General features: G+C 53.4%; 30 protein-coding genes. 1 reads left to right on the forward strand and 29 read right to left on the reverse strand.

Going from position 1 to position 25,557, the window contains the following annotated elements; all coding sequences use genetic code 11:
- Positions 1–537 precede the first annotated feature (537 nt).
- Positions 538–2,090, forward strand: a protein-coding gene (locus RHM62_RS13780) for an IS3 family transposase (RefSeq protein ID WP_322122650.1) whose coding sequence is annotated in 2 segments (ribosomal slippage) — positions 538–1,000 and positions 1,000–2,090 — 1,554 coding nt in all. Because the reading frame shifts where the segments join, the coding sequence is not laid out codon by codon here.
- A 524-nt stretch (positions 2,091–2,614) separates the two neighbouring features.
- Here the strand turns inward: RHM62_RS13780 and RHM62_RS13785 are convergent.
- The 29 genes from RHM62_RS13785 to RHM62_RS13925 all read right to left on the reverse strand — a co-directional run bounded on the left by RHM62_RS13785 (position 2,615) and on the right by RHM62_RS13925 (position 25,363).
- Positions 2,615–3,070, reverse strand: coding sequence for a hypothetical protein (locus tag RHM62_RS13785; RefSeq protein WP_322122651.1), 456 nt, complete (start codon positions 3,068–3,070; stop codon positions 2,615–2,617).
- Positions 3,067–3,549 (reverse strand): glycoside hydrolase family 104 protein, encoded by a 483-nt coding sequence (locus tag RHM62_RS13790; protein WP_322122652.1) that lies wholly within the window; start codon positions 3,547–3,549, stop codon positions 3,067–3,069. Before RHM62_RS13790 ends, RHM62_RS13785 begins: the two co-directional genes overlap by 4 nt.
- Positions 3,546–3,974, reverse strand: a complete 429-nt coding sequence (locus RHM62_RS13795) for a hypothetical protein (protein ID WP_322122653.1) — start codon at positions 3,972–3,974, stop codon at positions 3,546–3,548. The genes RHM62_RS13790 and RHM62_RS13795 overlap by 4 nt, the downstream gene beginning before the upstream one ends.
- Positions 3,975–4,021: 47 nt before the next feature.
- Positions 4,022–4,306 carry a hypothetical protein gene (locus tag RHM62_RS13800; protein ID WP_322122654.1) on the reverse strand — a complete coding sequence of 95 codons (285 nt, stop codon included), beginning with the start codon at positions 4,304–4,306 and terminating at the stop codon, positions 4,022–4,024.
- Positions 4,294–4,866, reverse strand: coding sequence for a hypothetical protein (locus RHM62_RS13805; RefSeq protein WP_322122655.1), 573 nt, complete (start codon positions 4,864–4,866; stop codon positions 4,294–4,296). Before RHM62_RS13805 ends, RHM62_RS13800 begins: the two co-directional genes overlap by 13 nt.
- Complete coding sequence (locus tag RHM62_RS13810) at positions 4,863–8,258, reverse strand: hypothetical protein (RefSeq protein WP_322122656.1); 3,396 nt, start codon at positions 8,256–8,258, stop codon at positions 4,863–4,865. The genes RHM62_RS13805 and RHM62_RS13810 overlap by 4 nt, the downstream gene beginning before the upstream one ends.
- On the reverse strand, positions 8,234–8,593 hold the full coding sequence (locus tag RHM62_RS13815) for a DUF6950 family protein (protein ID WP_322122657.1): 360 nt from the start codon (positions 8,591–8,593) through the stop codon (positions 8,234–8,236). Before RHM62_RS13815 ends, RHM62_RS13810 begins: the two co-directional genes overlap by 25 nt.
- The gene (locus RHM62_RS13820) at positions 8,594–9,169 is read right to left on the reverse strand and encodes a hypothetical protein (RefSeq protein ID WP_322122658.1); all 576 of its coding nucleotides are present in this window, start codon (positions 9,167–9,169) and stop codon (positions 8,594–8,596) included.
- Positions 9,166–9,777: a hypothetical protein gene (locus tag RHM62_RS13825; RefSeq protein WP_322122659.1), complete on the reverse strand. Its 612-nt coding sequence runs from the start codon at positions 9,775–9,777 to the stop codon at positions 9,166–9,168. The genes RHM62_RS13820 and RHM62_RS13825 overlap by 4 nt, the downstream gene beginning before the upstream one ends.
- Positions 9,774–12,944, reverse strand: a complete 3,171-nt coding sequence (locus tag RHM62_RS13830) for a tape measure protein (protein WP_322122660.1) — start codon at positions 12,942–12,944, stop codon at positions 9,774–9,776. Before RHM62_RS13830 ends, RHM62_RS13825 begins: the two co-directional genes overlap by 4 nt.
- A gap of 69 nt (positions 12,945–13,013) precedes the next feature.
- Positions 13,014–13,352: a hypothetical protein gene (locus RHM62_RS13835; protein WP_322122661.1), complete on the reverse strand. Its 339-nt coding sequence runs from the start codon at positions 13,350–13,352 to the stop codon at positions 13,014–13,016.
- Positions 13,353–13,427: 75 nt separating this feature from the next.
- Positions 13,428–13,622 (reverse strand): hypothetical protein, encoded by a 195-nt coding sequence (locus tag RHM62_RS13840; RefSeq protein ID WP_322122662.1) that lies wholly within the window; start codon positions 13,620–13,622, stop codon positions 13,428–13,430.
- Between the two features lie 125 nt (positions 13,623–13,747).
- Positions 13,748–14,443, reverse strand: coding sequence for a hypothetical protein (locus RHM62_RS13845; protein ID WP_322122663.1), 696 nt, complete (start codon positions 14,441–14,443; stop codon positions 13,748–13,750).
- 176 nt (positions 14,444–14,619) lie between these two features.
- Positions 14,620–14,952 (reverse strand): hypothetical protein, encoded by a 333-nt coding sequence (locus RHM62_RS13850; RefSeq protein WP_322122664.1) that lies wholly within the window; start codon positions 14,950–14,952, stop codon positions 14,620–14,622.
- 80 nt (positions 14,953–15,032) lie between these two features.
- Positions 15,033–15,449, reverse strand: a complete 417-nt coding sequence (locus tag RHM62_RS13855) for a hypothetical protein (protein ID WP_322122665.1) — start codon at positions 15,447–15,449, stop codon at positions 15,033–15,035.
- Positions 15,450–15,556: 107 nt separating this feature from the next.
- Positions 15,557–16,000 (reverse strand): hypothetical protein, encoded by a 444-nt coding sequence (locus tag RHM62_RS13860; RefSeq protein ID WP_322122666.1) that lies wholly within the window; start codon positions 15,998–16,000, stop codon positions 15,557–15,559.
- A gap of 75 nt (positions 16,001–16,075) precedes the next feature.
- The gene (gp17, locus tag RHM62_RS13865; RefSeq protein ID WP_322122667.1) at positions 16,076–16,480 is read right to left on the reverse strand and encodes a tail completion protein gp17; all 405 of its coding nucleotides are present in this window, start codon (positions 16,478–16,480) and stop codon (positions 16,076–16,078) included.
- Positions 16,477–16,971, reverse strand: a complete 495-nt coding sequence (locus RHM62_RS13870) for an HK97-gp10 family putative phage morphogenesis protein (protein WP_322122668.1) — start codon at positions 16,969–16,971, stop codon at positions 16,477–16,479. The genes gp17 and RHM62_RS13870 overlap by 4 nt, the downstream gene beginning before the upstream one ends.
- The gene (locus RHM62_RS13875) at positions 16,971–17,315 is read right to left on the reverse strand and encodes a phage head closure protein (RefSeq protein ID WP_322122669.1); all 345 of its coding nucleotides are present in this window, start codon (positions 17,313–17,315) and stop codon (positions 16,971–16,973) included. Before RHM62_RS13875 ends, RHM62_RS13870 begins: the two co-directional genes overlap by 1 nt.
- A complete protein-coding gene (locus tag RHM62_RS13880) occupies positions 17,315–17,638 on the reverse strand; it encodes a head-tail connector protein (RefSeq protein ID WP_322122670.1) in 324 nt (107 codons plus the stop codon). The genes RHM62_RS13875 and RHM62_RS13880 overlap by 1 nt, the downstream gene beginning before the upstream one ends.
- On the reverse strand, positions 17,638–17,808 hold the full coding sequence (locus RHM62_RS13885; protein WP_322122671.1) for a hypothetical protein: 171 nt from the start codon (positions 17,806–17,808) through the stop codon (positions 17,638–17,640). Before RHM62_RS13885 ends, RHM62_RS13880 begins: the two co-directional genes overlap by 1 nt.
- Positions 17,809–17,855: 47 nt before the next feature.
- On the reverse strand, positions 17,856–19,058 hold the full coding sequence (locus tag RHM62_RS13890) for a phage major capsid protein (protein ID WP_322122672.1): 1,203 nt from the start codon (positions 19,056–19,058) through the stop codon (positions 17,856–17,858).
- An 83-nt stretch (positions 19,059–19,141) separates the two neighbouring features.
- Entirely contained in the window at positions 19,142–19,867 is a 726-nt protein-coding gene (locus RHM62_RS13895; RefSeq protein ID WP_322122673.1) for a head maturation protease, ClpP-related, read from the reverse strand.
- The gene (locus tag RHM62_RS13900; RefSeq protein ID WP_322122674.1) at positions 19,864–21,120 is read right to left on the reverse strand and encodes a phage portal protein; all 1,257 of its coding nucleotides are present in this window, start codon (positions 21,118–21,120) and stop codon (positions 19,864–19,866) included. The genes RHM62_RS13895 and RHM62_RS13900 overlap by 4 nt, the downstream gene beginning before the upstream one ends.
- The gene (locus tag RHM62_RS13905; protein ID WP_322122675.1) at positions 21,117–22,838 is read right to left on the reverse strand and encodes a terminase large subunit; all 1,722 of its coding nucleotides are present in this window, start codon (positions 22,836–22,838) and stop codon (positions 21,117–21,119) included. Before RHM62_RS13905 ends, RHM62_RS13900 begins: the two co-directional genes overlap by 4 nt.
- Entirely contained in the window at positions 22,795–23,262 is a 468-nt protein-coding gene (locus RHM62_RS13910) for a phage terminase small subunit P27 family (protein ID WP_322122676.1), read from the reverse strand. The genes RHM62_RS13905 and RHM62_RS13910 overlap by 44 nt, the downstream gene beginning before the upstream one ends.
- 101 nt (positions 23,263–23,363) lie before the next feature.
- Positions 23,364–23,594, reverse strand: coding sequence for an HNH endonuclease signature motif containing protein (locus RHM62_RS13915; RefSeq protein ID WP_322122677.1), 231 nt, complete (start codon positions 23,592–23,594; stop codon positions 23,364–23,366).
- A gap of 445 nt (positions 23,595–24,039) precedes the next feature.
- A complete protein-coding gene (locus RHM62_RS13920; RefSeq protein WP_322122678.1) occupies positions 24,040–24,492 on the reverse strand; it encodes a hypothetical protein in 453 nt (150 codons plus the stop codon).
- A gap of 190 nt (positions 24,493–24,682) precedes the next feature.
- Positions 24,683–25,363 (reverse strand): hypothetical protein, encoded by a 681-nt coding sequence (locus RHM62_RS13925; RefSeq protein ID WP_322122679.1) that lies wholly within the window; start codon positions 25,361–25,363, stop codon positions 24,683–24,685.
- Between the last annotated feature and the right edge of the window lie 194 nt (positions 25,364–25,557).

The following is a 25,557-nucleotide window of genomic DNA, read 5'->3' on the forward strand; positions in this document are numbered from 1 at the left end:
AGTGAAATGTTATTTGACAACCAAAAGCAGCAAAATAAGCTTTTGACATAAGATCAACAGATAGTAAATCTTCAATCAAAATTACATCTTGCGATAGCACAAAAAAGCCTAAAACCTATCAATCTTCCTGTTGTCGAGCAACGGTGTTATTTTTATCCTCTACAATCTATCCAATCGTCCTAGCACACGAATCTTCTCAGCTCATTCCATCGAAGTGATAAAAGTAATATTGATTTTATAAGGACAATAATCCTCTGTAACTAGAATTAACTTTGCATTGATTTAGTCGTATTACTTAAGATTTGAATACTGTTCGGAAAATGTATCAATCTGCTTGAACATATTACTAACGTGTGACTCCGTTAGGTGAGGATTGAGTAGAACCGCACGTAGCCATTTCTTTTCATTCAATGTAGGAAGCGAGAAAAAAGCAGCACATTGCTTACTTAAATGGTTTTGCACCCCCCCCTGTGTCAGGGTAGTTGTCGTGTCATCTGATTAATCATCATCACAGAGGGGGCGGAGCAAAGACAGGCAGTGAAGCATTACTCAGCAGAACGCAAGGAATCGATCCTACGGCAGATGATGCCGCCGACGAACAAGCTGGTATCGGCGTTGGCGCGGGAACATGGCATCTCGGAACAGACTCTTTATACTTGGCGACGAACGTTAAAAGCCCAGGGGTTGCCAGTGCCAGGAAATGGAAAGAATGCCGAGGAGTGGTCGTCGAAGGACAAGTTCGGTGTCGTGCTGGAGACGGCCGGCTTGAACGAAGCTGACCTGGCCGAATACTGCCGGCGCAAAGGACTGTTCGTCGAACAGATCACAGCGTGGCGGCAAACGTGCCAGGATGCCAATGCCCATGCTACCGAACGCACGCAGGAGCAGCGCGAGCAAGGCAAGACGGACCGCAAACGGATCAAACAGCTCGAGAAGGAGTTACTGCGTAAGGACAAGGCATTGGCGGAGGCAGCTGCGCTGATCATTCTCAGAAAAAAAGCCCAGGCGATCTGGGGGGATGCCGAGGACGACTGACCGGCACCCCGGATCGCCAGCTGGTGAAGGGCTTGATTGAAGAAGCGGCGAGCAACGGTTGTCGTCTGGCCCCGGCCTGTGCCGAACTGGAGATCAGCCTGCGCACGTATCAGCGCTGGACGCGTGAAGACGGCAATGGCATGGCGGACGGGCGCCGTGGTGCACCCCGTGCGGCACCCGCCAACAAGTTGAGCGAGGCCGAGCGAGCGCACATTCTTGCCTTGGTCAACAGTGCGGAATTTGCCAGTCAACCGCCGAGCCAGATCGTGCCGACGCTGGTCGACCGTGGCGACTATGTTGCGTCGGAATCGACGATGTACCGGGTGATGAAAGCGGCAGCGCAACAGCATCACCGGGGCCGGGCGAAAAGACCGAGCACGCGGGTGGTCACCAGCCATTGTGCGACCGAACTGAATCGATTGTGGTCGTGGGACATTACGTGGTTGCCGACGGCCGTGAAAGGTCTGTATTTTTACTGGTACATGGTGCTCGACGTGTACAGCCGAAAAATTGTCGGCCATGAAGTGCACATTGCTGAGTCGGCAGATCTGGCCGCCCTGTTGATGCGCAAGGCGAGCCTGGCTGAAGGTTTGGCGGGGCGCAAGGTCGTCCTGCATTCGGACAATGGCAGCGCGATGAAGGGCGCAACGATGCTGGCCACGCTGGAAAAGCTGGGGATCATGCCGTCGTTTAGCAGGCCGCGCGTTAGTAACGACAACCCGTATGCCGAGTCGTTGTTCCGCACTTGCAAATATCGACCGAATTACCCGCGCCGGCCGTTCGAAACCGTCGACCAGGCTCGGCAATGGGTGCAGCAGTTCGTGCAGCGGTACAACCATCAGCACAAGCACAGCGGGCTGAAATTCGTGACGCCGGCGCAGCGCCATGCCGGACAGGCCGACGCAATCCTGCGGCGGCGTGAGCAGGTCTATGAAACAGCCAAGCAACGCTGCCCCGAGCGCTGGTCAGGCGCGACACGGAACTGGCACTTGAAGAACGAGGTTTGGCTCAATCCTGAACGAGCTGATCCTGCATTATTGAAACTTGCTGCTTGAAGTGACGCGACAACTACGTTGACAACTACCGTTAACGGGCTTCATGCCGGAATCCGCAAAAATGTTGTCAAAGGACTCGTTAGATCCAGTTTTTAGCTTCTTCGCCCAAACCAATACTATTTACCGTAAAGATTTCTACCTGACCTCATCATGATTTCAGGTAACTAATCGCTGGCATCAACAAAATAAAGTAAGGCGGCGCTCACCGAATTCAGACACGCCAGCGAAGCAAAACGAACCAAAATTCCGCACATTTCGCCCCACAAGTCAAAAAAATAGCCCCGAATTCGGGGCTTCTTTTATGCAACAGCATCGTGTAAGTTCTTGATTCTATTGCGAATATTGGCGGAGAGGGTCGGATTCGAACTCACGGTTGGCCTAAACCAACACTGGATTTCGAGTATCGTGCGCAGGGTAGGCACCACCCCGCAACCCGCATGGATGCTAGGGTTTGCTTGTGCGCAACATGCGAAAAATGCCTGTTTTGCGGGGCGAGTGGCAGATTTTTACCAGAGTAAATTCGATCATTTCGGCCATGCATCAATCAAGGTTTTGACGTCGCTGGCATGTCGATCAGCTGTTGCCGCCATGCCTGCATATTCTCTTGAGCAGTCAGCGAGTACGCTTGCGACGGCATCGGCTCGCTGACGGACGGCATCGTCGGCAAGGCCGGGCAGACTACGCCGGAGGGTGGCAATTTCGTCGCGCAAGCTGACAGCGACAGCGCCAGCACTGGCAGCAGCAACCTGCAAAGTTTTGTTGCGGAGCGTTGCAGCATTCTGGGCCTCGATGATGTTGGATTGACGGCGGGATTCGATGACACGGTTTTCTCGGTTAGCGTCGGCATCGGCGGTAGCCTGGGCCACTTTCGCAGCCGACCAGTCAGCCTGGATGTTCTTAGCCCCCAGGTGCCAGCCGAGCAGGAACAGGCCAAGGGCAAACAGCGCGGCGCCAACAATGGCAATCAGTCGCGTGTTCATGCCAGCGACCCACCGGCAGAGAGATACGCCACCTGCAATTTGCGCAGCGAGTTTTCGAACTGCCCGTAACCAGCACCAGGCAGCGATGCCCAAAGGTTCGCGCACTTGGCCACCGCCGCGCCAAAATTCCCCGCATCGATGTCCGGCAGCGCCCGGCGCTCTTTGATCAGTTGCAGCGCCCACTTGTCCTGCGATGATGGGCCGAAGTCTGGCAGCGCCAGCAGATCCCGGTAATGCACCCAATCGCGCAACATGAACTGGTACCGGCCGCTGGCGTTCGACGTCAGGCCCTTGCTGTTGATGACCTTCGACTTGCGGCCGGCGGCGAACGGGTGCGCCCTGAAATCGGTGAATATCTCGGGCCGGCCATCGATGCCGGTCACGATGACGTCATAGCCATGATCCTTGGTTGCCGAACTGGTCGACGTGCCTTCGGAGACGGCCAGCATGTCCAAGAAAGCAGACTGGTTCGGAGTCATAGCCCACCCCGCACGTTGCGCACGACAGCTGCGGCATCCTCAGCGATCTGGCCGATGTCTTTGTCGCGCCGCGCATCGAGCCAGCGCACAATGCCGCCGAGCAGCCACCATGCTGGCAAGCCGGCCATGACCATCAGCGGACCGGCAATGAACAGGAATCCCAGCGCTGGCTCGCTGCCGTAAAGCTCAGCGACGTACTTCGCCGACTCGAACAAGTCCGGCCACCAGCTGCGCACTGCGACCACCAGCACCGGCCCGAAGATCGCGGATGAAAAAATCGTGCAGGTGAAGCGGATGAACGCCTCCTTTTTGGTATGTGGCCACATGAACATAAATCCGAGTGAGGTTGCGATTGCGCCGGCCATGACCGGTAGCCCGAAAATCTTGATAAGTGCGCCGCCGGCGGCGGTTGTTTCGATTGCCATGTGTTTCCTCTGGGCGTAAAAAAACCAGCGCGTGGCTGGTTGGTTAGTCAATATCCTGCTGATTTTTTACAGTGGTCCGGATCAAGCCGGTCGAGTAATCGGCAAAGGATGCACCACCCTCGCCTGCCTTCGATCGTGCCGCGATTTGCCCGGCTGCTGATGGTCTCGGTATCCAGTCCACCGGTCGCGGCATTACCGACACGGTCGTAAGCAATGATGATCCGCAGCGCGCGCGGGCTACCGGTAACGATCGCCACCAGCGCCCAGGCCGATGCAACCAGGTGCGCGAACTGGCAGGCGACGAATAGCGCAAGCAGGATTAAGCGGTCCATGTGATCGCCTCTACTTCCTCGGTGGTCTGCGCCGCTTTGATCTCATCCTCGCACCGCTGCCGGTTGCCGATAGTCTGTCCGGATGCCACCGCGAATGCGTCGGCCTTGGCGATGATCCTGCCGATTAGATCCGCGAGTGTCACACCACGCGCCGCCGACAACGCCTCGATCAGCGGCCCGCCACCCGCCCGAGCCTCTTGCTCCTGCTTGCTCCACGATTGCATCTCATCAGCAGGATAGCTCGCGGTGATCTGTCCGAGCGTCGATGTGCATTGCGAATTGATCAGCGCCAGTTTTGAGGCCTTGTGGTCGGCCAGTGTTGGCACGTAGAGCCACCGTTTTGTGTCGGCGTCCCACGCGTGATCCGGCGATGGCTGCTCCGGCTGGTAGTCGATGACGAGACCGGTGACCAGGTCAATCCGCTGCGAGAGCGCGTCGTATTCGCCGAGTATGCAGCTGCACTCTGGCTCTATATTCATGTCCAGGTAATCACCGCTGCACGTCACCGTTACGCCAGTGAACATGCCATCGGCGAGGCTATATTTGCTCCATGTGCTCATTTTTTGATTGCCTCCATGCGTAGCGTTGCAGAATTAATCAACGTGTCGTTGTAATTCGTCCGGTTATAAATCAGCGCCGAAAATGTATAGGTTGTCCCCGCCACCAAGTCGAATACGTACTCAGCTGAAATCGGCAAAATCTGCGCATTATTCGCTGTTGCCGAGTTGTCATTAAAGGCGATTGACGGAGAAGAAATTCCGGTTACTGACTGGGCGAGTCGTATGCTGTTACCGTAAAAATAATACGGGCCTCCACCGCCACTTACCGAGCGATACGTGTTGGTAAGACCTCCGGTAATCGACAGTAATGCCGGGCCGGAAACTTTCGCCGTGTATGTAAGTGATGCGAATGTCTGTTCTGCGGCATTCCCATATGTCACAGCAAAATTTGCCACTCCAGTGGACAGAACATCCGTGGCAGCGTAGTTCGCAATCTGAGGTGTCCCGACCGTCAACGGTTCTATTCCACCGCCGTGCATCCGATCCAGTCCGGAGTCGATCCATGGTGTCGGAGATTGCCGAGATGCCAAAGGGAATGCACTGCTATCGCAAAGCATTATCCGGTTCCACCATGCAAACGACTGCGACTGACCGGCGACTGTCGGCGTTTTCCGCAGAAGAACATAAATATAGGCGGTGCCAGCGGGAGCCACCCCCTTGCACCATAGCTGAGGCATGTTCGGTGGAGTTGGCGTTCCTATTGTTCGACCGTCATAAATATCTGTGATGTCACCGATTGCCCCGCGAGCCGAATTCATAAAAATGAGCGTGATTAGAACCTGGCATCTGCTGGCACCAAAAAACGCAGATAGCTCATAGCTAGCCCCTGCGGATGCAGGAATATAGCCCTGCCACATTTGAGCCTCTATTGGAAAAGATGACTCGGTGCCAGTGGCAACCCAAGCTCCACCGATGCCGGAGTTGTATGAACCATATTTACGACCCCAGTTTCCCCCTGCTGTGGCGTACCAACCGTACAAAGCACCGATACCGTCGTTGGTACCGGTGGAGATAACGAAATCCGAATTCGTCAGCAGGTTGGTGGCAGCGCCGTACCGGACCGGCTCGTTGCCAAGCACGGCATTCGCCACAAATGCAGGCGTGGCACTCTCAAGCTGCGACGTATCGACCGCGACAATGGCGAAATCATAGGTGCCAGCCGGTGGCGAATTGGTGTCGAAGGGTGAGCCTGTAATTGATCCGCTATTTAATGCGGTCATCGAGGCCCATACCGTGCCTGATCCACTCATGCGATATTTGATGCGGAAGCTACCGCCCGATAGAACATCGACCGGCTGGTCAGTAGTTCCGAATGTGAATCGCCGTGTTCCGTCTGCCAGCACCGAGACTGCGAACAGCGAGACATTCGGTGGACGCTGAGTTTTGCCGACCACCTTGTGAATGCTGTAGACCCAATTCGACACGGTATTGAAATACGGATTACGGCATCGTGCCCGGATAATGTAGATCGTGCCATCGCGTACCGTTGAAATATAGGCTTGTAGCGAACTGCCCGACACAGTGTCACGCTCCCATGCAATGGTGCCGATTTGCTGCCACTCAAACTCAATCACGCCGCTCGTGAACACCGCTTGCGTGCGTGCGGCAGGCCACTGCAGGAGGATGCGCGAAACGATTGTTCCGTCACCCATCCGAAGCAGTGATGCGCTGCCTGACGTCGTATAAATGGATTCAAGCGGGAGGATTGCAAACGGGTTCTGTAGGTCAGTATTCGGCGTGCTGTCTGGCTCGGTTGCGTCCGCCTCGTCCCAGATGCTCGCGGCATCTTCCTTGAGCGTCAGATCGACCGGTGAGCCGGGCGAATAGGATTTGTCAGTGACGCGGAATACCTTGGCATTCCATCCAAAGAATGGACTCGTGAGCGTCACGCGCTGGCCGATCTTGACCGCCCATGCCTTCATCGAGAACTGCGCTTTTACCGTATAACCATTGCGCTGATCCTCGGTAAAAATTCGGGCGAGATTATGCAGCCTCTGCTTGTAGTTGGTGAATGGAAAGTCGATATTCGTCCACAACTCACGGCCATCGGCAATCACATACGCTGGATTTTGATACGGCCCGAAGTCGGTGGCCACGTAACTATTATCTGCACCGACATACTGACCACGCACGCCGTTGAACAGATCAGCATCGGATGCGCCTGGAGTAACCGCAATCGACCCGATGATATCGGACTGATCGAGCGCGAGAACCGGCGCAATGTATTTACCGGCGAACATGTCCCATGTGGTGGCGACGATCCCGCCAGCCATTGCCTGCGCCATCTTTTCCAGCACGCCGGATTGTGTTTGATCCGATGTAATCGTGCCGTTCATCGTGTAGCGCTCACCGATGGTCAGCGACTCATCACAGACGTTTGCCGCTGCAATGACCTGCGCGACAGGAATATCACCCTGCGATACGCCGCACATTTCAGACGTCAGATACCAGTAAATCGCCAGTGCTGGGTTCTGGCTCCATGTCATCGTATCGGTGCGGACGTCATACAGTTTTTTGCCACGCAAAAGGACTTCGACACTTTGAATGCCGCCCTGAAATTCAGGATGATTCAGATCGAGCGTGATGACGGTGTAGCAGTAGCCGCGCAGCACGCTGGTGGAGGTCCATTTGTCCGGGACCGCCGCCATCAATCCAGCATCAGCCGCATCACCAGCGCCGCCCAAATGCTTGCTTACTTTGACCCGCGACACGCCGTCGGTGTATTGATAACTGGCGATTACATTCGCGCCGCTTGGATTTGAGAACGAAATTGTATTGCCTGATTTAGTGAATTCGATAAATGAACCATTGCCGCTGTCGTTGCCATCCATAACCACCACAATCGAACTGGCGATTGCATTGCTTGGCAAGAATATAGAGCCGCCTCTAGTCTGCTGGCTGGTAGTTTCGGTCGTGCCGCTGAAATAGTCGCCGTGCGTGACATTGCCACCCGCATCAAGCGTGCCGAGCGCCTTGCCAGCGATATAGACTTCCTCGATGCCATCGCATTCGTGTGCGGCATGAACGCAAACGAGGTGTTTGAACTGGTCCTTGTCACCGCTTGTGAAAATGGCGACGATAGCGGACCCGACGCGGGCGCGACCAAGCACGAAAACGTGCGGTGCTTCGGCAGCGACTTTGGTAACGGTGCGATCCTGAAGATTGGCGTTGTACGCATCGCGCTGCGCTCTCGCTGCCCTGCGCTGCTGTGCCGCTCCATAGACAGCCATGCCGACTGTCAGCGCGATCTGAGACACGGCCAAGCCGACAGCGAACGCGGTTGCAGCAGATGCGCCAAGCGCCGATCCAACAGCCACTAAAAACGACACCGGATCGGCATGCGCCGCTATCGGGGTGAGAATGAAAATCAGTAATGCCAGGCGAGCAAACATAGGGACCGATCAATGAATTCTAATTTTTGGATGCCGGGGCAGATGAGATGTGCCCCGCTGAAAATGCCGGTCGTGCGTTGATACAAGCCGATAGCGCCATCCTGCGCAAGGTTTGGATGTACCGCCTTGAATCGTTCGTCATATGCCCGCTGCAGGCCGCCCACAGCTTTGACAGTGCGTATCGCTTGCCGCTCGGTTGTCCACTTGTCGAACTCGTCCAAATGGTCGACCGCAGTCGCTAGATTGACCCATCCGATGGCGAATAAAACGCAGTCGTGACTACCCCACGCGAACGGTCTTTCGAGGTTTGCGGCAATGTATTCGGGGAGTGTCATCTAAACTTGCTGAAACTTTTTACTCAACCAAGACTGCGGATTTGCAATCAGGTCGGTCAGGTAATCGAACCCGGTATCGCTTGGATACTTTGTTTTATGTTGTGCGGCGTTGAGGCGTAGCGTTGGCCGGCGCTTCAATCCATATGCAGACGTTTCACACTTCAACGAGATTGATCCGCTGTCGCCGTCTACGCCGATTGAAATCATGTCCATCAGCCCGCGCCAGCAAATTTCAGGCGTGCCGATTAACTGGAATCCCTCATCAAGCGGGCACATAAACATGCGGATGGAGTTGCCCCGATATTCCTCGGTCGGACCCGCTGCGATTGCAATCCATGAAGGCTGCGCAGCATTGATTGAGAAATTAAGCGCCGTCGCTTCTAGACCGTCAGATTCGCCGACCGAGCCGATCCCGACAATGGTACCGAGTCCCAGCCACTCATTCCCGCCCCAGGTGACCGGCTGGTTGAATGTTGAGATGCGTTGAATGCCGCTGGTGAAATACATTTCGACAAAATAAGCGACTCGGACGGCACTGGATTCAAGAGCGGATTGTTGAGTGTTTGAAATTGTCACGGTCTAAAATCCTCGATTAGTGAGAGCGTCCACGGCTGGCCGATGACCGCCTGGTATTCGATGCCGGTGTTTAACTCCTTTTGCCGGAATAGCGCTTTAGGTTGATTCCATCGAACCTCTGTACCGGCTGGATAGGCATACCGCAGCGGCGTGCCAATCGTCACATTGATGATGCCCGACGCATTCGATAGCGCGTCAGCCATGACCCGCACAACTTGCTGACCAAGGCCCGAACCGATGCCGATTAAATCACCAGCAAGCAATGTTTTCAGATACTGGTCGGACGTCGTAATTTGCAGCGTTATCGCTCCCGATAATGAAGAGGCATTCGTCGTCATCGCCCCGCGCATCGTGCCAAGCGGAACCGGCTGCGCAAGATTCCAAAGCGCAATCTGATTCGCAAATCCGTTCAGCGATTCAAGGAAGGCCACAGTCCTGTTCGCCGCCGAGTAATACTGGGGTACGCCAGTCAGATCGACCTCCCACAATGGCGAAGCGCCTTCAGTAGATTGCGATCCACCGAAAGCGCCACGGCTGACGATGGCCTGATTCACTTTCTGCCAGCGGAATGTTGCCGCATCAAGATTCGGCCACTGAATCACGCTCATAGACGCCCCGCTCTCTGTAATGTATCGACCAGCTCGGCATTGCCTTGTTTGACAGCACGGTTAACCTCGGCGGCAACCTGGGCGCGATCCGACCGGGAATCAATGTTGATGGTTGGCGAGTAGTTGACCGACACGCTGCCGCCAGACAGTTGATTGTTCGGTGTGACCGTGCCGCCCTGACTGCCCATCATCAAATAATCTTTACCAGCAACACTGAGCAATTCCGGGCCTAGTTCATTGACAGGATGAAGCGAGCCAGCAGACACGGAGCCACCAACAGCGCGACCAGCACCAAGGCCGTTGCTTACAAGACTGCCGGTTACGGCATTGGTAATTCCCGTTGTACTTGGGCTGAATAAACTTCCAACCAATCCGAACAGGCTGGAAATTCCACTTGATCCACCTGACTTGCCGCCCATGAGACTCGAAATCAGGCTCTTCGCCTCGATCCGCGCAATGTCGGCAATGATTGAATTCACCAGTCCGCTAAACGACAGTTTCCCGGTTGAGATAAACGTCGTCAGTGCATCTTCCATGCCTTGGAAGGCATTGGAAAACGCCGCCTCGGATTGCCCTGCCATGTTCTCGGCACTGGTCTTGTAGTTGGCGAATGCTTCCGTTGCACCATTAAGCCAATCTGCTTGCATGGCTTTTATATCATCCGTTTTTTTCCCGTATGCAGCCACTTCTTTGGCATAGGTATCGTTAGCGATTGCAAGGCCAGCGTCGTATTGCGCGCGCGTTATCTGATTGCGCGCCAGATCACCCTCAAGACCCTGCCGTGCGGTCGTCTGCTTGTCCTCGATCCGGCTGATACCGGACTGCGTATCTCGGAATTGCGTACCCTTGCCAATGCCTGATATTTCACGCGCATTTTGCAATGCAACCGTGTCGAGGTACGTTTTAGCAGCGACTTGCGCATCAATATAGGACTGCTCGATGCGCTTGATTGCAGCGGCTTCCTGAATGCTATTGATCGTTCTTGCAACCACAGCATCAGCTCGCGCCTTGTCGAGTTCGGCCCCGGCAATCATGATCTTGCGGTCGTTGTCGATTCTGTCCTTACCGATCAATGTCTCTTGCTGAAGTCGTGCAATTTCATCCTGCAATGCTTTTTCCTGAGCACTTGCTGTCAGATTGATGAACCCTAGTTTCGAGGTGTAATAATCCTCTTCGCTAATCAGGCCAGCGCCACGCACTGCTTCCATGATTTGTTCCGCGCTGGTGTAGACAGAAATGGCGGCAGCCGATGAGCGCTTGATTTCCTCGACGTCATACGATAACTGGCCCTTGCCGATCTGCTTTTCCTGCGACTTTGGTGCTTTTTCCTCGAACTGCTTTCTGATTCGGGCTTCTAATTCGGGCGTAAATGCTGCGCCAAGTTCCTTTTGGGCTTTCTTCAATTCAGCCGTCATTTTTTCTGATTTTGTGGAATAGCTAACCATCCACTCGCCATAATTTTTGTTGCTTTTGTTTTGTGCATCCTTGGCTGTCTCGGTATTGAAGATACCGATCTTTTCCGTCAGTGCGCCGTACTGCTTGCCGAGACTAGCGAGGATTGCCTGCCGTGAGACCATGCTCATTCCGGCATATTCCCCGGTGCCTGAATTCGCTTTGTCGATGTCCGAAACCACCTTTGCCAGACGGTCTACTGCCGGGCTATTTGACTTGCTTTCAGGAATTCCAAGGCGAGCAAGGTTATTCCGGTCTTTCAGTTTTTCGATTTGCTTATCAAGGCTTGCGAGGATTTCATCGGTGCTGGCATCGGTCGATTTCAAGGCCATATCGTTGCCCTCTTTTGCCTTATTGCCGAATACCAGCCATGCAGTAGCTGCCGCACCAAGCAGGGTAATAATTAAGCCGATTGGACCACCAAAGAACGCCATTACGCCGCTTAGAATGCCCATTGCACGCGCCGCAAATGTCGCCGCTACCGCCTGGGCATCTAGTGCCGCAGTTGCCGCAACAGCCGTGCGCGTTGCCGTAGTTGATGCCACCGCTTGAGCCGATAGCGCAATAGCGTGTAATTCTGCTGCCGCCGCCGCCCGCGCTTGAGCCGGAATCAATCCGTTGGTCACGATAGCCAGTGCCGCCGCACCCTCTGCCGCCAGAACAGCCGAGCGCAATTCATTGACGCGAGCGGTTGCTAATGTCAGCGAGCTAGCCATTGCTCCGGTATTTGCGCGGGTCTCGGCCAGCTTTGCGGCTGCGATCACAGCCGCCGCCTCGGTCGAGGTAACCGCTGCTTGCAATGATGATGCTGCAAGGACGGCATTAGCCGCGCTTAATCTGTAAGTTGACGCTATCCATCCTTCCAAAAATACCGCGATCTTTGCCGCGGTCAGTGTGCTGACCACCCCCATTAGCAAAGTGAGATTTTTCGCAAGCAAATCAATCCCGCCGATCAGCAATGAAACCGTGCCATTGGATTGCGCCTGTACTGCAGTGAATTCCATCACATTGTTTTTCAGCACAGTGAAAGCGCCGCTTACTGTCTGCACTTGCTTGCCTTCCTCGCGTAGCTTTTCAAGCGCTTTCGGCAAAACATCAGCCATAATTTTTGACGTAATGAGGCCATCGGTCGCCATTTGCTTCAGTGCGCCGACCGGAACCCCGATCCCATCCGCAAGCGCCAGCATCAGACGCGGAGCCGCTTCATTGACCGCGTTAAATTCCTCGCCGCGCAATGTGCCGGATGCGAATGATTGCGACAGTTGAAGCATTGCCGACCCCGCCTCTGCCGCCGTCGCCCCGGATACTTTGAGAGCAAGATTTACTGTTTCGGTAATGTCGGCAACCTGCGTCTGCGACACACCGAGTTCCCTCGTACCGTTTGCGATCCGCGCATAGAGGACGCCAGTTGCGCCAAGATCGACTTGTGCAGTAGTAGCGATCCGCTTTACATCAGCCAGTGCAATGTTGTACTCGCGAGTCGAAAGGGTCGCCAGTTTTAACTGCGCGGTGAATTTTGCATACTCGTCCGACATTTTTATTATTTGCGACAGGCCAGCGCCAAGGCCAATTGAAGCCAATGCGACTTTGGCGACATCGGCTGCGCGACTAATACCTGCCGTAGTATTGTTAACTACACGACGAGCGCCATCCATGTCCCTTTGCAATCGGGCGATGTCACCGCGAAGGCGGATCTCAAGGTCTCCAACGATCATGCAACCCCCAATAAAAAACCACCCAAAGGTGGCTATATTTTTTGAAATTTCTATTTCCTACTGCGAAAACTACCTACACATTTTTGTCCATGTAGTGTCGAAATCACCCGCTGGCATATCTGCTTTTAAAACTGTAAGTTCAGTTCCAACTGAGATATACCGCTGAAATCCAACGAATCCACCGAAGCTATTTTTTGAATTTACTTCGCCGCATGGCGCGCCAGCTTTTCCAATAAATTGATTCCTAAATTCTGCCGAATCCGGGTCTTTCAGCTTTGCTTTAACGTAGCGCTCGCCAAGCATTTTCAGATTTGCGTTAAGTTCATTTTCCTTTTGCGCATCTGATTTTCCACATCCAGAAATGAATATGGCAGCTACTACTGCAATCAATAAAAATGGTCTGCGCAAGATGATTCCCCTTTGTTGTCATTTGGAAACCATACACCATCAATCCAAAAAATACGTAAATCTTGCGCTGCAACTCTACCCAACTACCGTCATGCCGGTTCCAGCAAGCGGAAACTTTCCGGCCTTCTCAAATGCAAAGATGCCGATATCGAACATCGAAACTACATTTTCAGGTGTTAAGTTATGCTCGATGGCGTAGTTTTTAATCATTGCTGCCGCGCACTCTAAATTTTTTGGAGTGAAGTCATCCGAAGTAATATTTTTAATCATGAAAGCACCTTATGGCTAATACAAAAATAGAAGAAACCGGTATCTGCATCATGCAAATCATGACGCAGAAACGAGCGATCCTGACGAGGCCCAAGACCCCTTCTATGCGCGGGAGTATTTAGTGACTACTGCTCATCCTTGGGTACGAAGCGCATCCAGTAAGGTATCGGCCAACTAAATACAAGATCGCGCCATGCGTTGTTCAGCCCGTAGCGCCATGCATGTTGCAGGAATCCAATGATTAAAGTTGCAATCAAGCCTACAAAAAAATAGCCCGCCAAAGTCCACAAGGATTTGTAATGCTCGAAAAAATCGATCTGCTTGCCATCGCGCACCCATGGCTTTTGTCCTTGGCTTTCCTTGTTCTCGGTGCCCTGCTCGGGTCGCAACTCAATTACTGGCGCGGATTGATGTTGGCCAGAAGGACTGAATTCAACAATGTCGCCGACCCACTGCGTGCCGGGCTGCTGGCTGAGCGTCGCAGCATCAAGGTCGGACACAGTCGCCCTGATGCCGATAAGCTCGATTTGCTGGGTTGCATTATGAGCAAGCAGTACCGGAAAGGCTACAACGCTGCCCGTGCCAAATATCAGCAGGCACGCAAGGAGTGCGTGATGCAAGAGCCTGAATATGGCAGCCTCAGTTATTCCGAAACCGCGCATATCGAAGCGGCTATTGACGGACTGTTGAGGTATATGGTTCGACGGTAATTTCATATCACCCCTTTGTAGTAAATGATTTTTCAGCAAAAAATCGGAATACGACCCTGGACGGCTGCCTACCACCAGCGCACCGCATTGAGAATATTGGCCGCTTGCCATATCAAAATACAACTCGTGACTAGTGCCCATATCAGCACTAGGCGGGAAGTTGGAATCTGCATAATCAAGTCCTTCACTGCCTGTATGGCTAGGCTATAATTCATTCATGTTCTTTCGTATTCCTGTACGACTGAAATAAAAAAGCCCTGACGTTTGCTGCGTTCAGGGCTTTTTGCTTAATTCAAAAAAGTATCGATCTTGCGCTGCAACTCAGCCTGGTGGATATTTGCAGCATCTCTCGAATCACCCCACGGCGCCGGGCAATTCGGCTTTTCAGCCTGCTGCGATGAATGCAGATACTCCCGCGAGAGTCGGCGCAATAATCGCGCTTCCCATGCGGTCAAGACAGTGCCGGTATTGTCCTGCCACGCCCTGATTTCAGAATGCGACAGTGGAGAGTCACCCATGCCACCAGACATAATCGGCCCTGCTTCGTACAAGTAGCCGATGAGGTAATCACATGCCGTAATCGTCGGATAGCTCGGTGTTACTCCACTGTCGAGGACCACCTGAATCCGTGTTTTCTGACGTTTGCCAGCGGCATCCTCCGGTGCTGCATGAAGCCATGCGACGTGCCGGATATAGAGCGCTAAACTTTCGCCGGCTTCAACGTAAAATTTGCGAGGTCTTCCGATGCTTTGAGGATTTGCTCACGGATCGGCGGGTTAATTGTACAAAGCCGGATTGCACCCGCTGCGGTGAAATCGTCGCTGATGCCGCGCCAGCCGATGACGCGGATCGCCACCAGTTCGGTGCTGAAATCAATGTCTTCCTCGATGCTACGCGATACCGATTTCTTGCCGCGCTTTTCGTTCATCTCATCAAAGACGCGCCGCGCATTCAATGATTTACGCGTGAAGTCCATCACTGCGGCAGCGTGTGCGCCGATGACGGTCAAGAAAATGCCAGTGCATTTTCCGGTCGCGTAGTCGGTCACCTCAAATTCGAAGCCAGCCTCGCAGTTTTTGGTAACGTCCAGGTCGTTGAGTGAAAATAATTTAGTCATGATTGTTCTTTCGCGGAGTTAAAAATGCCCGTGTCCAGCCCGCCCGCCCCGCGAAAGGCGAAGCGTGCCGGATCGGTGCTAGGTAGTGGCCGAGGCCGTGTTTAGAGTTAAGCGCCGGTGATCGAATCGGTCTGGCGCAGCAATGTGAATGCGCCTTGGACAATGTTATCCACCGTCCCGTTGTTCTCGACGTACTGCATCACTTGGGCGGTGAAATAGCGGATTGTGCCGTCCTGCTTGAGCAGTTTGAAGGCATAAATATCGTAGCTTTTGGCACCAGTGTTGATGATGATCTGACCAGCATCTACCTCATCCCATCCGCAGACGAATTCGGCATTTGACAAGGTGTACGATGCTTTTTTCTGTGTCTGCTGCTGTGCGCCGATTGGTGCATGAGTGGCGGTGTTATAGGCGCGACCGAGAACGCTGCCGATGTCCGTAACTTCTCCGACCTCAGCCCATGTAAGTGCGGCAAAACCGGTGCTGTCCATCGTCGTTGGCAATGCTGCCGATACAAAAATCTTGCTACCGGCGACTGTATGTGTAGACATTGTGTTTCCTTTTTGACGTAAAAAAGCCCGCTCGCGGATGCGATACGGGCGGGCTGATGAATCTGTGGGTTGCGGTTAATTCGGCTCGGTGAAAATCACTTTGAAATCACGCGACTGTTCGTAAATCTCCGTTTCCGGGTCAGACATATCCGGTCCGACTAGATCTCGTGTAACGGCCCGTACAGGCACGCCAGCGATCACGCCGGTATGTGCGCCAGCGCCAAGTCGTGCGGCCTGTAGAAGCGCTTTCTGCGACCCGTAGGTTTTGGTTAATGCGGTTACCTGAACGCGGGTAGTGACAAGCACCGTCGATTCGGTGAGGCCGGTCGTCAATCGCTCGACGCGGCTGACCTCGGAGAGTTGGAGTAGCGGTAACGCTGAACCCTGCGGCACGATCCCGGCAAAGACGCGCTGACCGACAATTGCAGTAACGGCGGCATCAGCCAGCAGTAATGCGCGAATGACTTTGATTGCGCTCATTCGACTGGCTCCGGATCTGGCGTATTGATACCGGCAAGCGTCAGCTTTTTGCGTATTTGCGCAGTCACGGCGAGGATTGCGGCAGGAACTTTGGTATCCAGTGCGGGGCGTATGAACGGTTTCGCGGGAAAGCCGGGGTGAGGATTAGCCGATGGGTTGCGCCCACTGCGAACCGACGCGCCTTTTCTGGTGCTGTGCGCCTGAACGCCGAATTCGATCATGTGCGCGTAGAACGCTTTCTTGTTGCCGACTCGCAGCGAGCTGGTAACTGTGCCGCCCTTGGCATTGGTCGAGACTTTCACGCTGCGCCGTAGGTCGCCACTGTCGCGCAGACCTTGTGCGTCAATATTTTGGCGAACCTCATCGCGGAATACGTTGGCACCCTGACGCAATGCCGAACGCATGATATTTTTTTCAACCTTGGCGCTCAATGTTTGCAGGAATGCGTCTAGCTCACGACCGCCGCGAATATTCTCGTTATCCGTCGCCATTACGCGCCTCCTGTTGAGTATTCTTCGACCATCAGTTCAATCCCCTCGCGCCGTCCAATTTCAGCAGGACCGGCAATAACCTGCATGGTCATGCCCCGCTCGATGATGATGACGCGCATGTCACTGGTAATCCCGGAGCGATAACGCATCCGAATACGTGCTGGTCGTGTGGCTGTACGGATAACGTCTGATTGTGTTTCTGACTTGCTCGGCAATACGTCCTGCACTTCAGCCCAGACTGTCGCAACCTCGACCCACGTTATTTCCCCGCCCCCGTAGCCGTCATCCGCGCCGACCTGCTTACGCTCGATACGGATTCGTCGGTCCAGTATTCCGGCAATCATTAGATAGCCATCCCAAGCCGGTATTGCTGCATCAGCATGCGGGAGCCGCTCGGCATATCAGCGACACGCATGACGGTTGTTACATCCTCGCGGTGCGCGTAGAGGTGTCCGGTAATAAGCAGGATCGCAGCGGTGATGCCGTCATTGATAACGATGCCGGTCGTGTCAGTGCCTTGCGCGGTAGCGTCGGCATAAATAGCCCGCTCCATAAAATTTGATGCCGTCAGTTCTGCGGCGCCGAGATAAACGGCAATAATGGAATCCTCATCCGACCCGTCAACACGCAGATGGATTTTTGCGGCGTCCAGAGTCGTGATTGTCATTATTCAGCCCTAGCGGATTTAACCGCGTCGATATTCAAATCCAGCATACCGTTAGAAAATCCAATTTCTGCGTCAGACAACGGCAGCACGACTACCTCGCCAGCCTTGCCGAAGCCACAGTCACAAAGCACAAGTGCCTCGACTGATTCACTCTGTTTTTTAGTCGCCATAATTTCCTCAATGAAAAACGGCGAGCCGAAGCCCGCCGCTGGTTACTTTAGGTCGAAGAGTTGGTGTAGACCTTGACTGCGGCAGGCTCCATCAGGTTGCCGCCTGAGCGAGTCCACCCACAAAAACCTACTTGATTTTTCAATGCAAAATTCGAATCATCAAAGCGGCGAAGGGTAGTCGTGCCTGCAACGTCACGGATCATGTATTGGCTGAAATCACCAAACGCGATTGATTTAGCATTTGCCGCCATAACTGGTACGTCATCGTTGATGGTGTATGCATAGCCGCACAGAGTCGATGGCACGCCCTCTGCAATGCCTTCCATGTCGCCTGGATTCCAAATCGGACGGCCGGTGGTGTCTTTGAGCTTACGTACAACTGCCAGTGAAAAATCGTTCATCATGAATCGGCCTGCACCACGATAGGCACGGTTGACCGAGTGAATCAAATCAATCAGGTCGTCGTAAGTCGCGGTCAATGTTTGACCGGAAACGCCGACCTTGCCAACACCAGCGCGAGGAATCACGCCGTCCGGCAGCGTCGTGCCAGCGCCGACTGTGAAGTGAGTATTTTGGATACGTGCAATACGGGTTGCCAGGCGAGCAACGACGAAACCGACCACATCAATTGCGCTGTCTTGGATCAACTCAAGTGGCAAGGCGATTTGATTCGATGTGTAGTAAAACGGATTCAGCGAAATCGTCCCGAAGGTCACATCAGCGGAATTGACGACCGTATTCTGGCCGACGATTGCGCCGACCTCTGCGGTGCCGTCGCTGGTAGGCCAGTTCATTGAGTTACCGCCAGCAGTAGACATTGCTGTAGCGACATCGCGCATACCACCGAATGCCTTCATTTTTTCGACGACCATCGTGGCGATTTCAGCCGGAACAGTGAAGCCACCCTCTGCCGCTGTCGTTGTAGACATGGCGTTACGGATTGCAAGCGCCTGCTCGTGCGTGACATTGGCACCATTGCGCAGATACAGCGCTACGGCCGACATTGCATCAATCGTATGCTCATCTTCTTTTTTTGCAGGGGCGGCATTGAAGAACGAATCAGCGTCGATTTCACGCATCTTCTCAGCTGCTTTGATCTGGCCTTTGGTCAAGTCGATTTCGTTGGTGTAACCGTCAAAAGTCGCTTGCTCTTCCTTTGACCAAGTTTGATCGCCCTTTTCGGCAAGCAGGTGGTTAGCTGATTTGGCGAGTGCGGCAATTTTCTCGCGCTGTGCTGTGATTGTTTTCATTTGTTTTTTCCATAAAAAAAGGGAGCCGAGGCTCCCTAGTGGGTGAGGTAGACCGACCTCGGCGGATGTAGCGCGAGAGAGCGTTACAAAATCTGAATTAGCGACAATCTGTTGGCGTTTGCTGAGGACATAAAAAAACCCGCGACAGGGGCGGGCTCTGGTTCTGGTTCTGGTTGAGGATCTGGAGTGGGTGCATTTTTGTATGCCCCGAGATTCCATGTGTTTTTCGTTTTGCTCTTCGCTGGAATCACGTTGTCGATGAAGCCATTCGCAAGCGCTTCGTCGGCAGTCATCCAAGTCTCCGAGTCCATAAGCGCGATGATTTCCGCGTCTGGTTTGCCGGTCTTGTTCGTGTAATCCGCGATGATCGAGAGTTCGATTTTTTGCAGAATGTCAGCGGTGTCGCGCATGGCCTTCTTATCACCAAAGGCCATGCCGCTAGCGTTGTGGATCATAAAAAGCGCCCCTTGGCTCATGTTGATCTCGTTGCAAGCCAAGGCGATGCTTGTGGCTGCACTGGCGCATAGGCTGTCAATATGCGCAACTGTCTTGCCTGGGAAGCGATCCAGTGCCGCCATGATTGCCCGACCCTCAAACACATCGCCGCCAGGGGAATTCAGATATACATTCAGCACTGGCGCGTCACCAGCCTGATTGATCGCATCGATTACCTGCGCCGCACTGACGCCCCAATCTGCGGAAATCACATCGTAGATATAGAGCGAAGCGCCATCAGCGTTTTGCACCAGATTGACGGCCTGCGGAGTGCGTGCCAAGTTGTCGATGTGCAGTTGAAATAAGTTGTTCATAGTGTCCCTGTATTTGGTTGATCGCGTGGTGCGCGGTATAGCTCGTCACCGCCTTCTACTGGTGGCATCCGCTTAATTTTTCGGACCTCGTTAACAGTCAAATGTCCGTCACCCGCGCCAGGGCCGCCGAGTGCAGACCGGAAATAGGCAGCTTGAGCGCCGCTGTCGCCCTCGATCAGTGCATCACGGTAAAACTCGACAAACTTGCCGGTATCACGTGGAAACAGTTTGCGGTTTAACTCCTGCTCAATTTTGCGCAGCCACGGCTGTAACGTGTACGTCACGAAAGCACGGCCCATTGATTCGATGCCGCTACCCCATGAGGTTGCGCCGGTTGATTCGTTAATCATGTAGCCAGGCACACCGAAAGCACGGGCAACATCGAGAACTTGGAACTTGCGGGCTTCGAGCAGCTGAGCATCTTCGGCGCTGAGACTGATTTCCTTAGCGGCCAGTCCTTCAGTAAGAACTAGCGGGACTTTGTGAAAATTGACGGAGCCAGCGTACTTACTCACGAAAGCGGCTTGCAGCTTGTCAATTTGCTCCTGCTTCATCACGTTTGGCGTGCTGAGAATGATCGAAGGATGCGCGCCATTCTCAAAAAACTTGCCGCTGTATTCGTCCATCGCCAGTGCGTTACCAATTGCCGACCGTGCGCCGTACTGAATTACAGACATTGACCGCAAAGTTAATTCATCGAAGCCAAGGCCGGGGAAGTGGAGGATTTCGGATGGCTCAAACCATGTGGATATTCCGTGTGACGGTAGGTTGACGTAGTAGCGCACCGAGTTATCCATGGGATTACGCATTGGAGAGACTGCACCCCACGGCAAGGGAAGGATTTCGCGAATCGAATTGTTCATGCCGCGACGAATCAGCGAGTACGCATCACCGCGCAGCAGTTGCGCCATGCTGACGCCCTCCCAATGGCTCGCCGCCGTAAATTGGCTCGACGGCTGCTCATTGAGCTTGTACCAGAGGTCATCACGCGGGAGCCGCTCGGGAATGTCGTCGCCGTTGAGTCGGTAGACATGGATCGGCATCGAGACGATCGCTCCGGATATTTTGGCAACACATGCGGCGACGGCTGATACGCGCATCGCTGACGTAGCGGTGACAGACTGACCCGCAGCGCTTAGGCCAAGCCCGAATGCGTTGTTCACATCGTCGCTATAGGCCACGTTCTTAATCTCAGGGCGTAACGATGCCTGCCGCCCCTTAAATAGCGCGGCAATTGCATCGGTTATTTTCATATGTTCACGAATCCTTGAGTAATTTCGTTATTTTGAATCGTGGAATTTATTATTCCGCAAGCCATTACCGCGCAGAGAATCAAGTCGATTCGCCCCGTTGCTTTTTGCTTGCTCAATTTTCTATTTGCTGCGGCGTCAATCTCAGTTACCGCATTACCGGCACACATTGTCAAAACCTTGTGGCCATTGTGTGCAATCTCGCCGTTCAATAGCATTCGCTCGAACGTCTCAATTGCAGGGCTAAGGTCTTTATACCCCTGTCCGAATGGCTTCATTTCCGGCAAGCTAATTCCGTCATCTGCCGCCATTGCAATCAAGTCCTCGATACGCCAGCGGTCATAAGCGACAGCGATAATCTCGAAGAAATCACACATGGCAGAGAGTTTTTGCAGAATGATCCGCTTGCTAATTGCGCGGCCTGGAGTCGTATCAAGTAGCCCCGCGGCCTTCCATTCGACATACGGCACGCGGTCTGTATCGGCCTTGCGCTGCAAGTCTGCATCGGGAAGCCACGCATAAGGAACGATCTTCCACGGCTCACCTTCCATTATCGGCTCCACCATAAACACAAGGCCGGTCAAGTCTGTCGTAGAGCTAAGGTCCAAGCCTGCTACTGCGCGACGGCCTCGCAATTCCTCAACATCGAAATCAAGATAAGCCTCTTTCCATATTTCATGACTGATCCAAGGCGATTCAGCGTCAGTCCACTGGCAAAAGTTTAGCCGCCTGACTAGCGCTTCTTTCGACGGCATGCCCTTTGCTTCGGTCACTTGCTCGCGGATGTACTTGTATCCGGGCAGATCGGCGTCCTGCAATGACGGGTTAGCTTTCGGCCAGCACGCTTCATCAGCGAACGGGTCATCGTCCTCATCCAGCCCGCAGATGTAAGTGAAGAAACTGTCGTCAACCACATCACCAGCCGCGACTCGTGCGCCGTATTCGTGATACGCCCAACATGGCCCATTCTTTCCCGATCCCGCGTTCGTGATCATGAATATCAGCGCTTGCCGCCGTGACTTCGTACCGGCCCGCAGCATTTCGACTACTGTATTCGTCTTGTGTTCGTGTAGCTCGTCGATCAGAGCGATGTGCGGTCGCGGTCCTGACTGACCGTCATCGCTACTGATAGGCCGAAAGAACGCGCCCTGCGCCATGTAAGCGAGGTTCCAGCACCGCTCCCCTGTTCCCGACTTTTGCAGCCGCTTGGACAGTTCTGGCGATTGATCAACCATCGCCACCGCATCGCGGAAAAGAATCATTGCCTGATCTTTTTTGGTCGCGGCGCTGTAAATCTCGGCGCGTGACTCGCTATCAGCGACAAGCCCCTTCATGCCGATACCAGCAGCCAATGGAGACTTACCGGAACCCTTTGCAGTCTCGACATAGGCCACGCGGAAGCGCCTGTAACCATCTTTCCCGTACCAGCCAAATATCGAACCGACTACAAACTTTTGCCACGGAAGGAGATTGAACGGCACACCTTCGAAGTCGCCGCCGTTCAGTTTCAGGACGTTGCTGTAAAAACGCTGCGCCTTGTTCGATTCCTCAACATTCCAGACTAGACCGCGCTTCTTGCCTTCCTTCAGGTCAGCAAGGTGACGCGCACATTGCATACGCACATGCGGACCCGCGATCCTGACCCCATCTACGACAGATTGCGCGTAAGCCGTTACCTCATCCGAAGAATTCGGCAAGCGGGTCTTTTTTGTCGTCGTCATCAGGGGAGGCATGCACTTTCGAGCGTGCAGCCGGGGTTAGCCCAAACTCCACCAGGTAGGATTTAAATTGAGAGTCGGCAGCGCGTAGCTGGTTGACTGCGGGATTTGCTTTAATCAGCGTGCCACCCTGTGATTCAGCGGTGTATGTGCGACCGTCGCGTTCAATCAGTTTCCGGCATTCCAGAATGTCGGTGTAGCAGTCGGCCAATCTTTCCAGTGCGAAGCTGTCGGCTTCGGTCAGTACGCCCATGCGATCCAGTAGCACTGACAAGCGGCCCCACGCAACTTTTCCAGAATCGTCCAAATGAGCCGGACACGATGGAATCTCGCGGCGTGGCTTCGGTTCCTTCTTGTTGATCGGGCGCTTTCCTGCATTGCCCGTAACCAGCTTTAAAGCGGTCGGTTTTGGTCTGCGCCCTGCCATTATTCTTTCCTCTGAAAATTATTGCCATTTCGCGGCTCTGCAAATAGAGGGCCGAGACGGTCCTAGGCGGCAGAGGTCGTAGACTTTTTCCCCGCCCCTGCCTATTTTTTCATCACAGGCCAGCCATCCTCTGAAATCTCAACCTTGACCCTGAGCGTCTTGCCCTGCTCCTCTTGCGTCTTGGTGTCATGGCATGGATTGCACAAGCATTGCAGATTATCCAGGTCGTCCGTGCCGCCCTTTGCCTTGCTGATGATGTGGTCCACTGCTTGCGCTATCGTTGCGCGCCCTTGCTTGCGGCATGTCTGACAGATGCCGCAGTCGCGTTGCATGACTTGCTTGCGTAGCTTGTCCCATGCTGTGCCATAGCCGCGTTTATGTCGTGACTCCGCGCCCCACGTCATTAATGTGGGCTAATACGACCAGTGCCGACTGTGTGCAGCTGTTTCGCTGCGATGAGTCGCTGCATTGTCGCCAATTGAATCATTACGATTAGCCAACGTCTTTCTGCGTTATTCATCAAGCTCCCCAATAAGAAAGGCGCGACCCACAACCGAATGTTGTTATAGCGCTGAAGATGCTGAAGCACCAGAAGAACATTTAGTCGTGGAGATAATTGCACCTCCTTCCGAGTTAAGGCTCGAACGTTTTTACGTGTGGCGCCTCACGCTTGTCCTGCCGTAGCGGACGAAATCTTGATCATAAAAAAACCCGCCACTAATAAAAGCAGCGGGCTTAACCATTTAGCGGCTGTCATTACCGCGTCTATATTTAATATTAATTCACTTGCAATGCCGCTTGAACAGCACTTGCGATGCTGTAAATCGCATCATAGTTAGTTTGGTCGTTAATTAGTGCAGACTTACACTGCATATCGTTACCCCCTAACTTACCAGCTCCACGTTCATCGAACTGAAATTCCCAAATGGCTGTTTCTTTTAACTGCTGTGTACCAAACGTTGGACGAGCAAATAGAAAAGCCTGAAAAATACCCATGAGCTGCTTATCTTTTACAACGTGCGAGAACTTCACATAACAAATTTCATGATGAACACGAGCCAAAAAATCTGGACTACTGCCCTCGACAACCTCGAAACTTATTTGCTCCTGTAACCGGCTATCAATATTGGATGAATCAGTAATTTTTTTTAAGAAACTATTGGCGTGCTCATCAATATATTGCATTTTTTTCAAAATTTCTTTTACGGTATGCTGCTCGAGCTGTTCCATGTTATCTCTCGTTATTGAAAAAGAAATATTACATGACGAAAGATCTTTTAGGTATCAAATTTACTACATCAATAAAAACGCTGCTAACTATCGGAAATCAACTTTAAAAATGCAAAAAGCCCGCAGCAAGCGGGCTTAACATATAGGAGTTCTACACTAGACAAAATCATAGGTCTCCGTAACAGAAACGTCAACAGGTTTCTGTCACCCTAGCAATTAAACCCGTGCGCTGAAACAAAGGCATCAGGCGCATCAGTGCTTGGAGCTCTATCGACTGAAGGTGCGCCGCTACTTTCGGATGTAAGCGCGCATAAGTCATGTGGTTACCGCCAAGGCGATCGGCAAGGTCCCTGAACGTATGCCGCACTTCCCGCCGCTCTGCAAACGTGCGCGTGACCAGGTGATCCAGCAGGAAGCGATTAATACCAGCGAAGTTCGGGGCGATCCATTGCGACAGCCACATCAGTGAGTTAACACGATCCTGCGAAAAATAGTATCGGTACACCGGTCGGCCATCGTCTCGACCAATTTCTTCCATTGCGGTCGGAATGAACCGTGCGCGGATGGCGTGCATTTCCGGTTCGGTCAGGTGATCCTTGACGATCTGGGTCACCATCGCGCACTGGCCGTGAATTTCATCGGCAGTCAGCCCGCTGAAATCGACAGTTCCTTCTGACTTTTCCCCGATCAACTGGTTCATCCAATCCCGCTGGTTGGAGGTCAATGTGCGCTGCTGGTCCATCATCTGAATCAGCGCCTTGCGTAGCGGGCCACCCTGACGGGCCTCGTTAGCCGTTACCATGAATGAAACATGCAGGGCCTGCCCAATGCTTTCGAAAACGGGGCTTTCGTCATTCCGTGCAATCGTCATACAGTTTTTTCCTCGTAGGCTTTGCAGCGTTGTCCGTAGTTGCGGCGCTTGTGGTGTTGGTCCTTCTTCGTGCAGATTCAGGCGTCCAAGGTGAAAGCTAACGCCTTTAGCTCATGCTTACAGCCCTTGCAGGTTTTTCTCTCATCACCCAGTAGCGCATCAAGTGGGTTGCGGTACCAGTGTTTCTCCAGAAT

This window comes from Actimicrobium sp. CCC2.4 (assembly GCF_034347385.1).
Lineage (GTDB): Bacteria > Pseudomonadota > Gammaproteobacteria > Burkholderiales > Burkholderiaceae_D > Actimicrobium.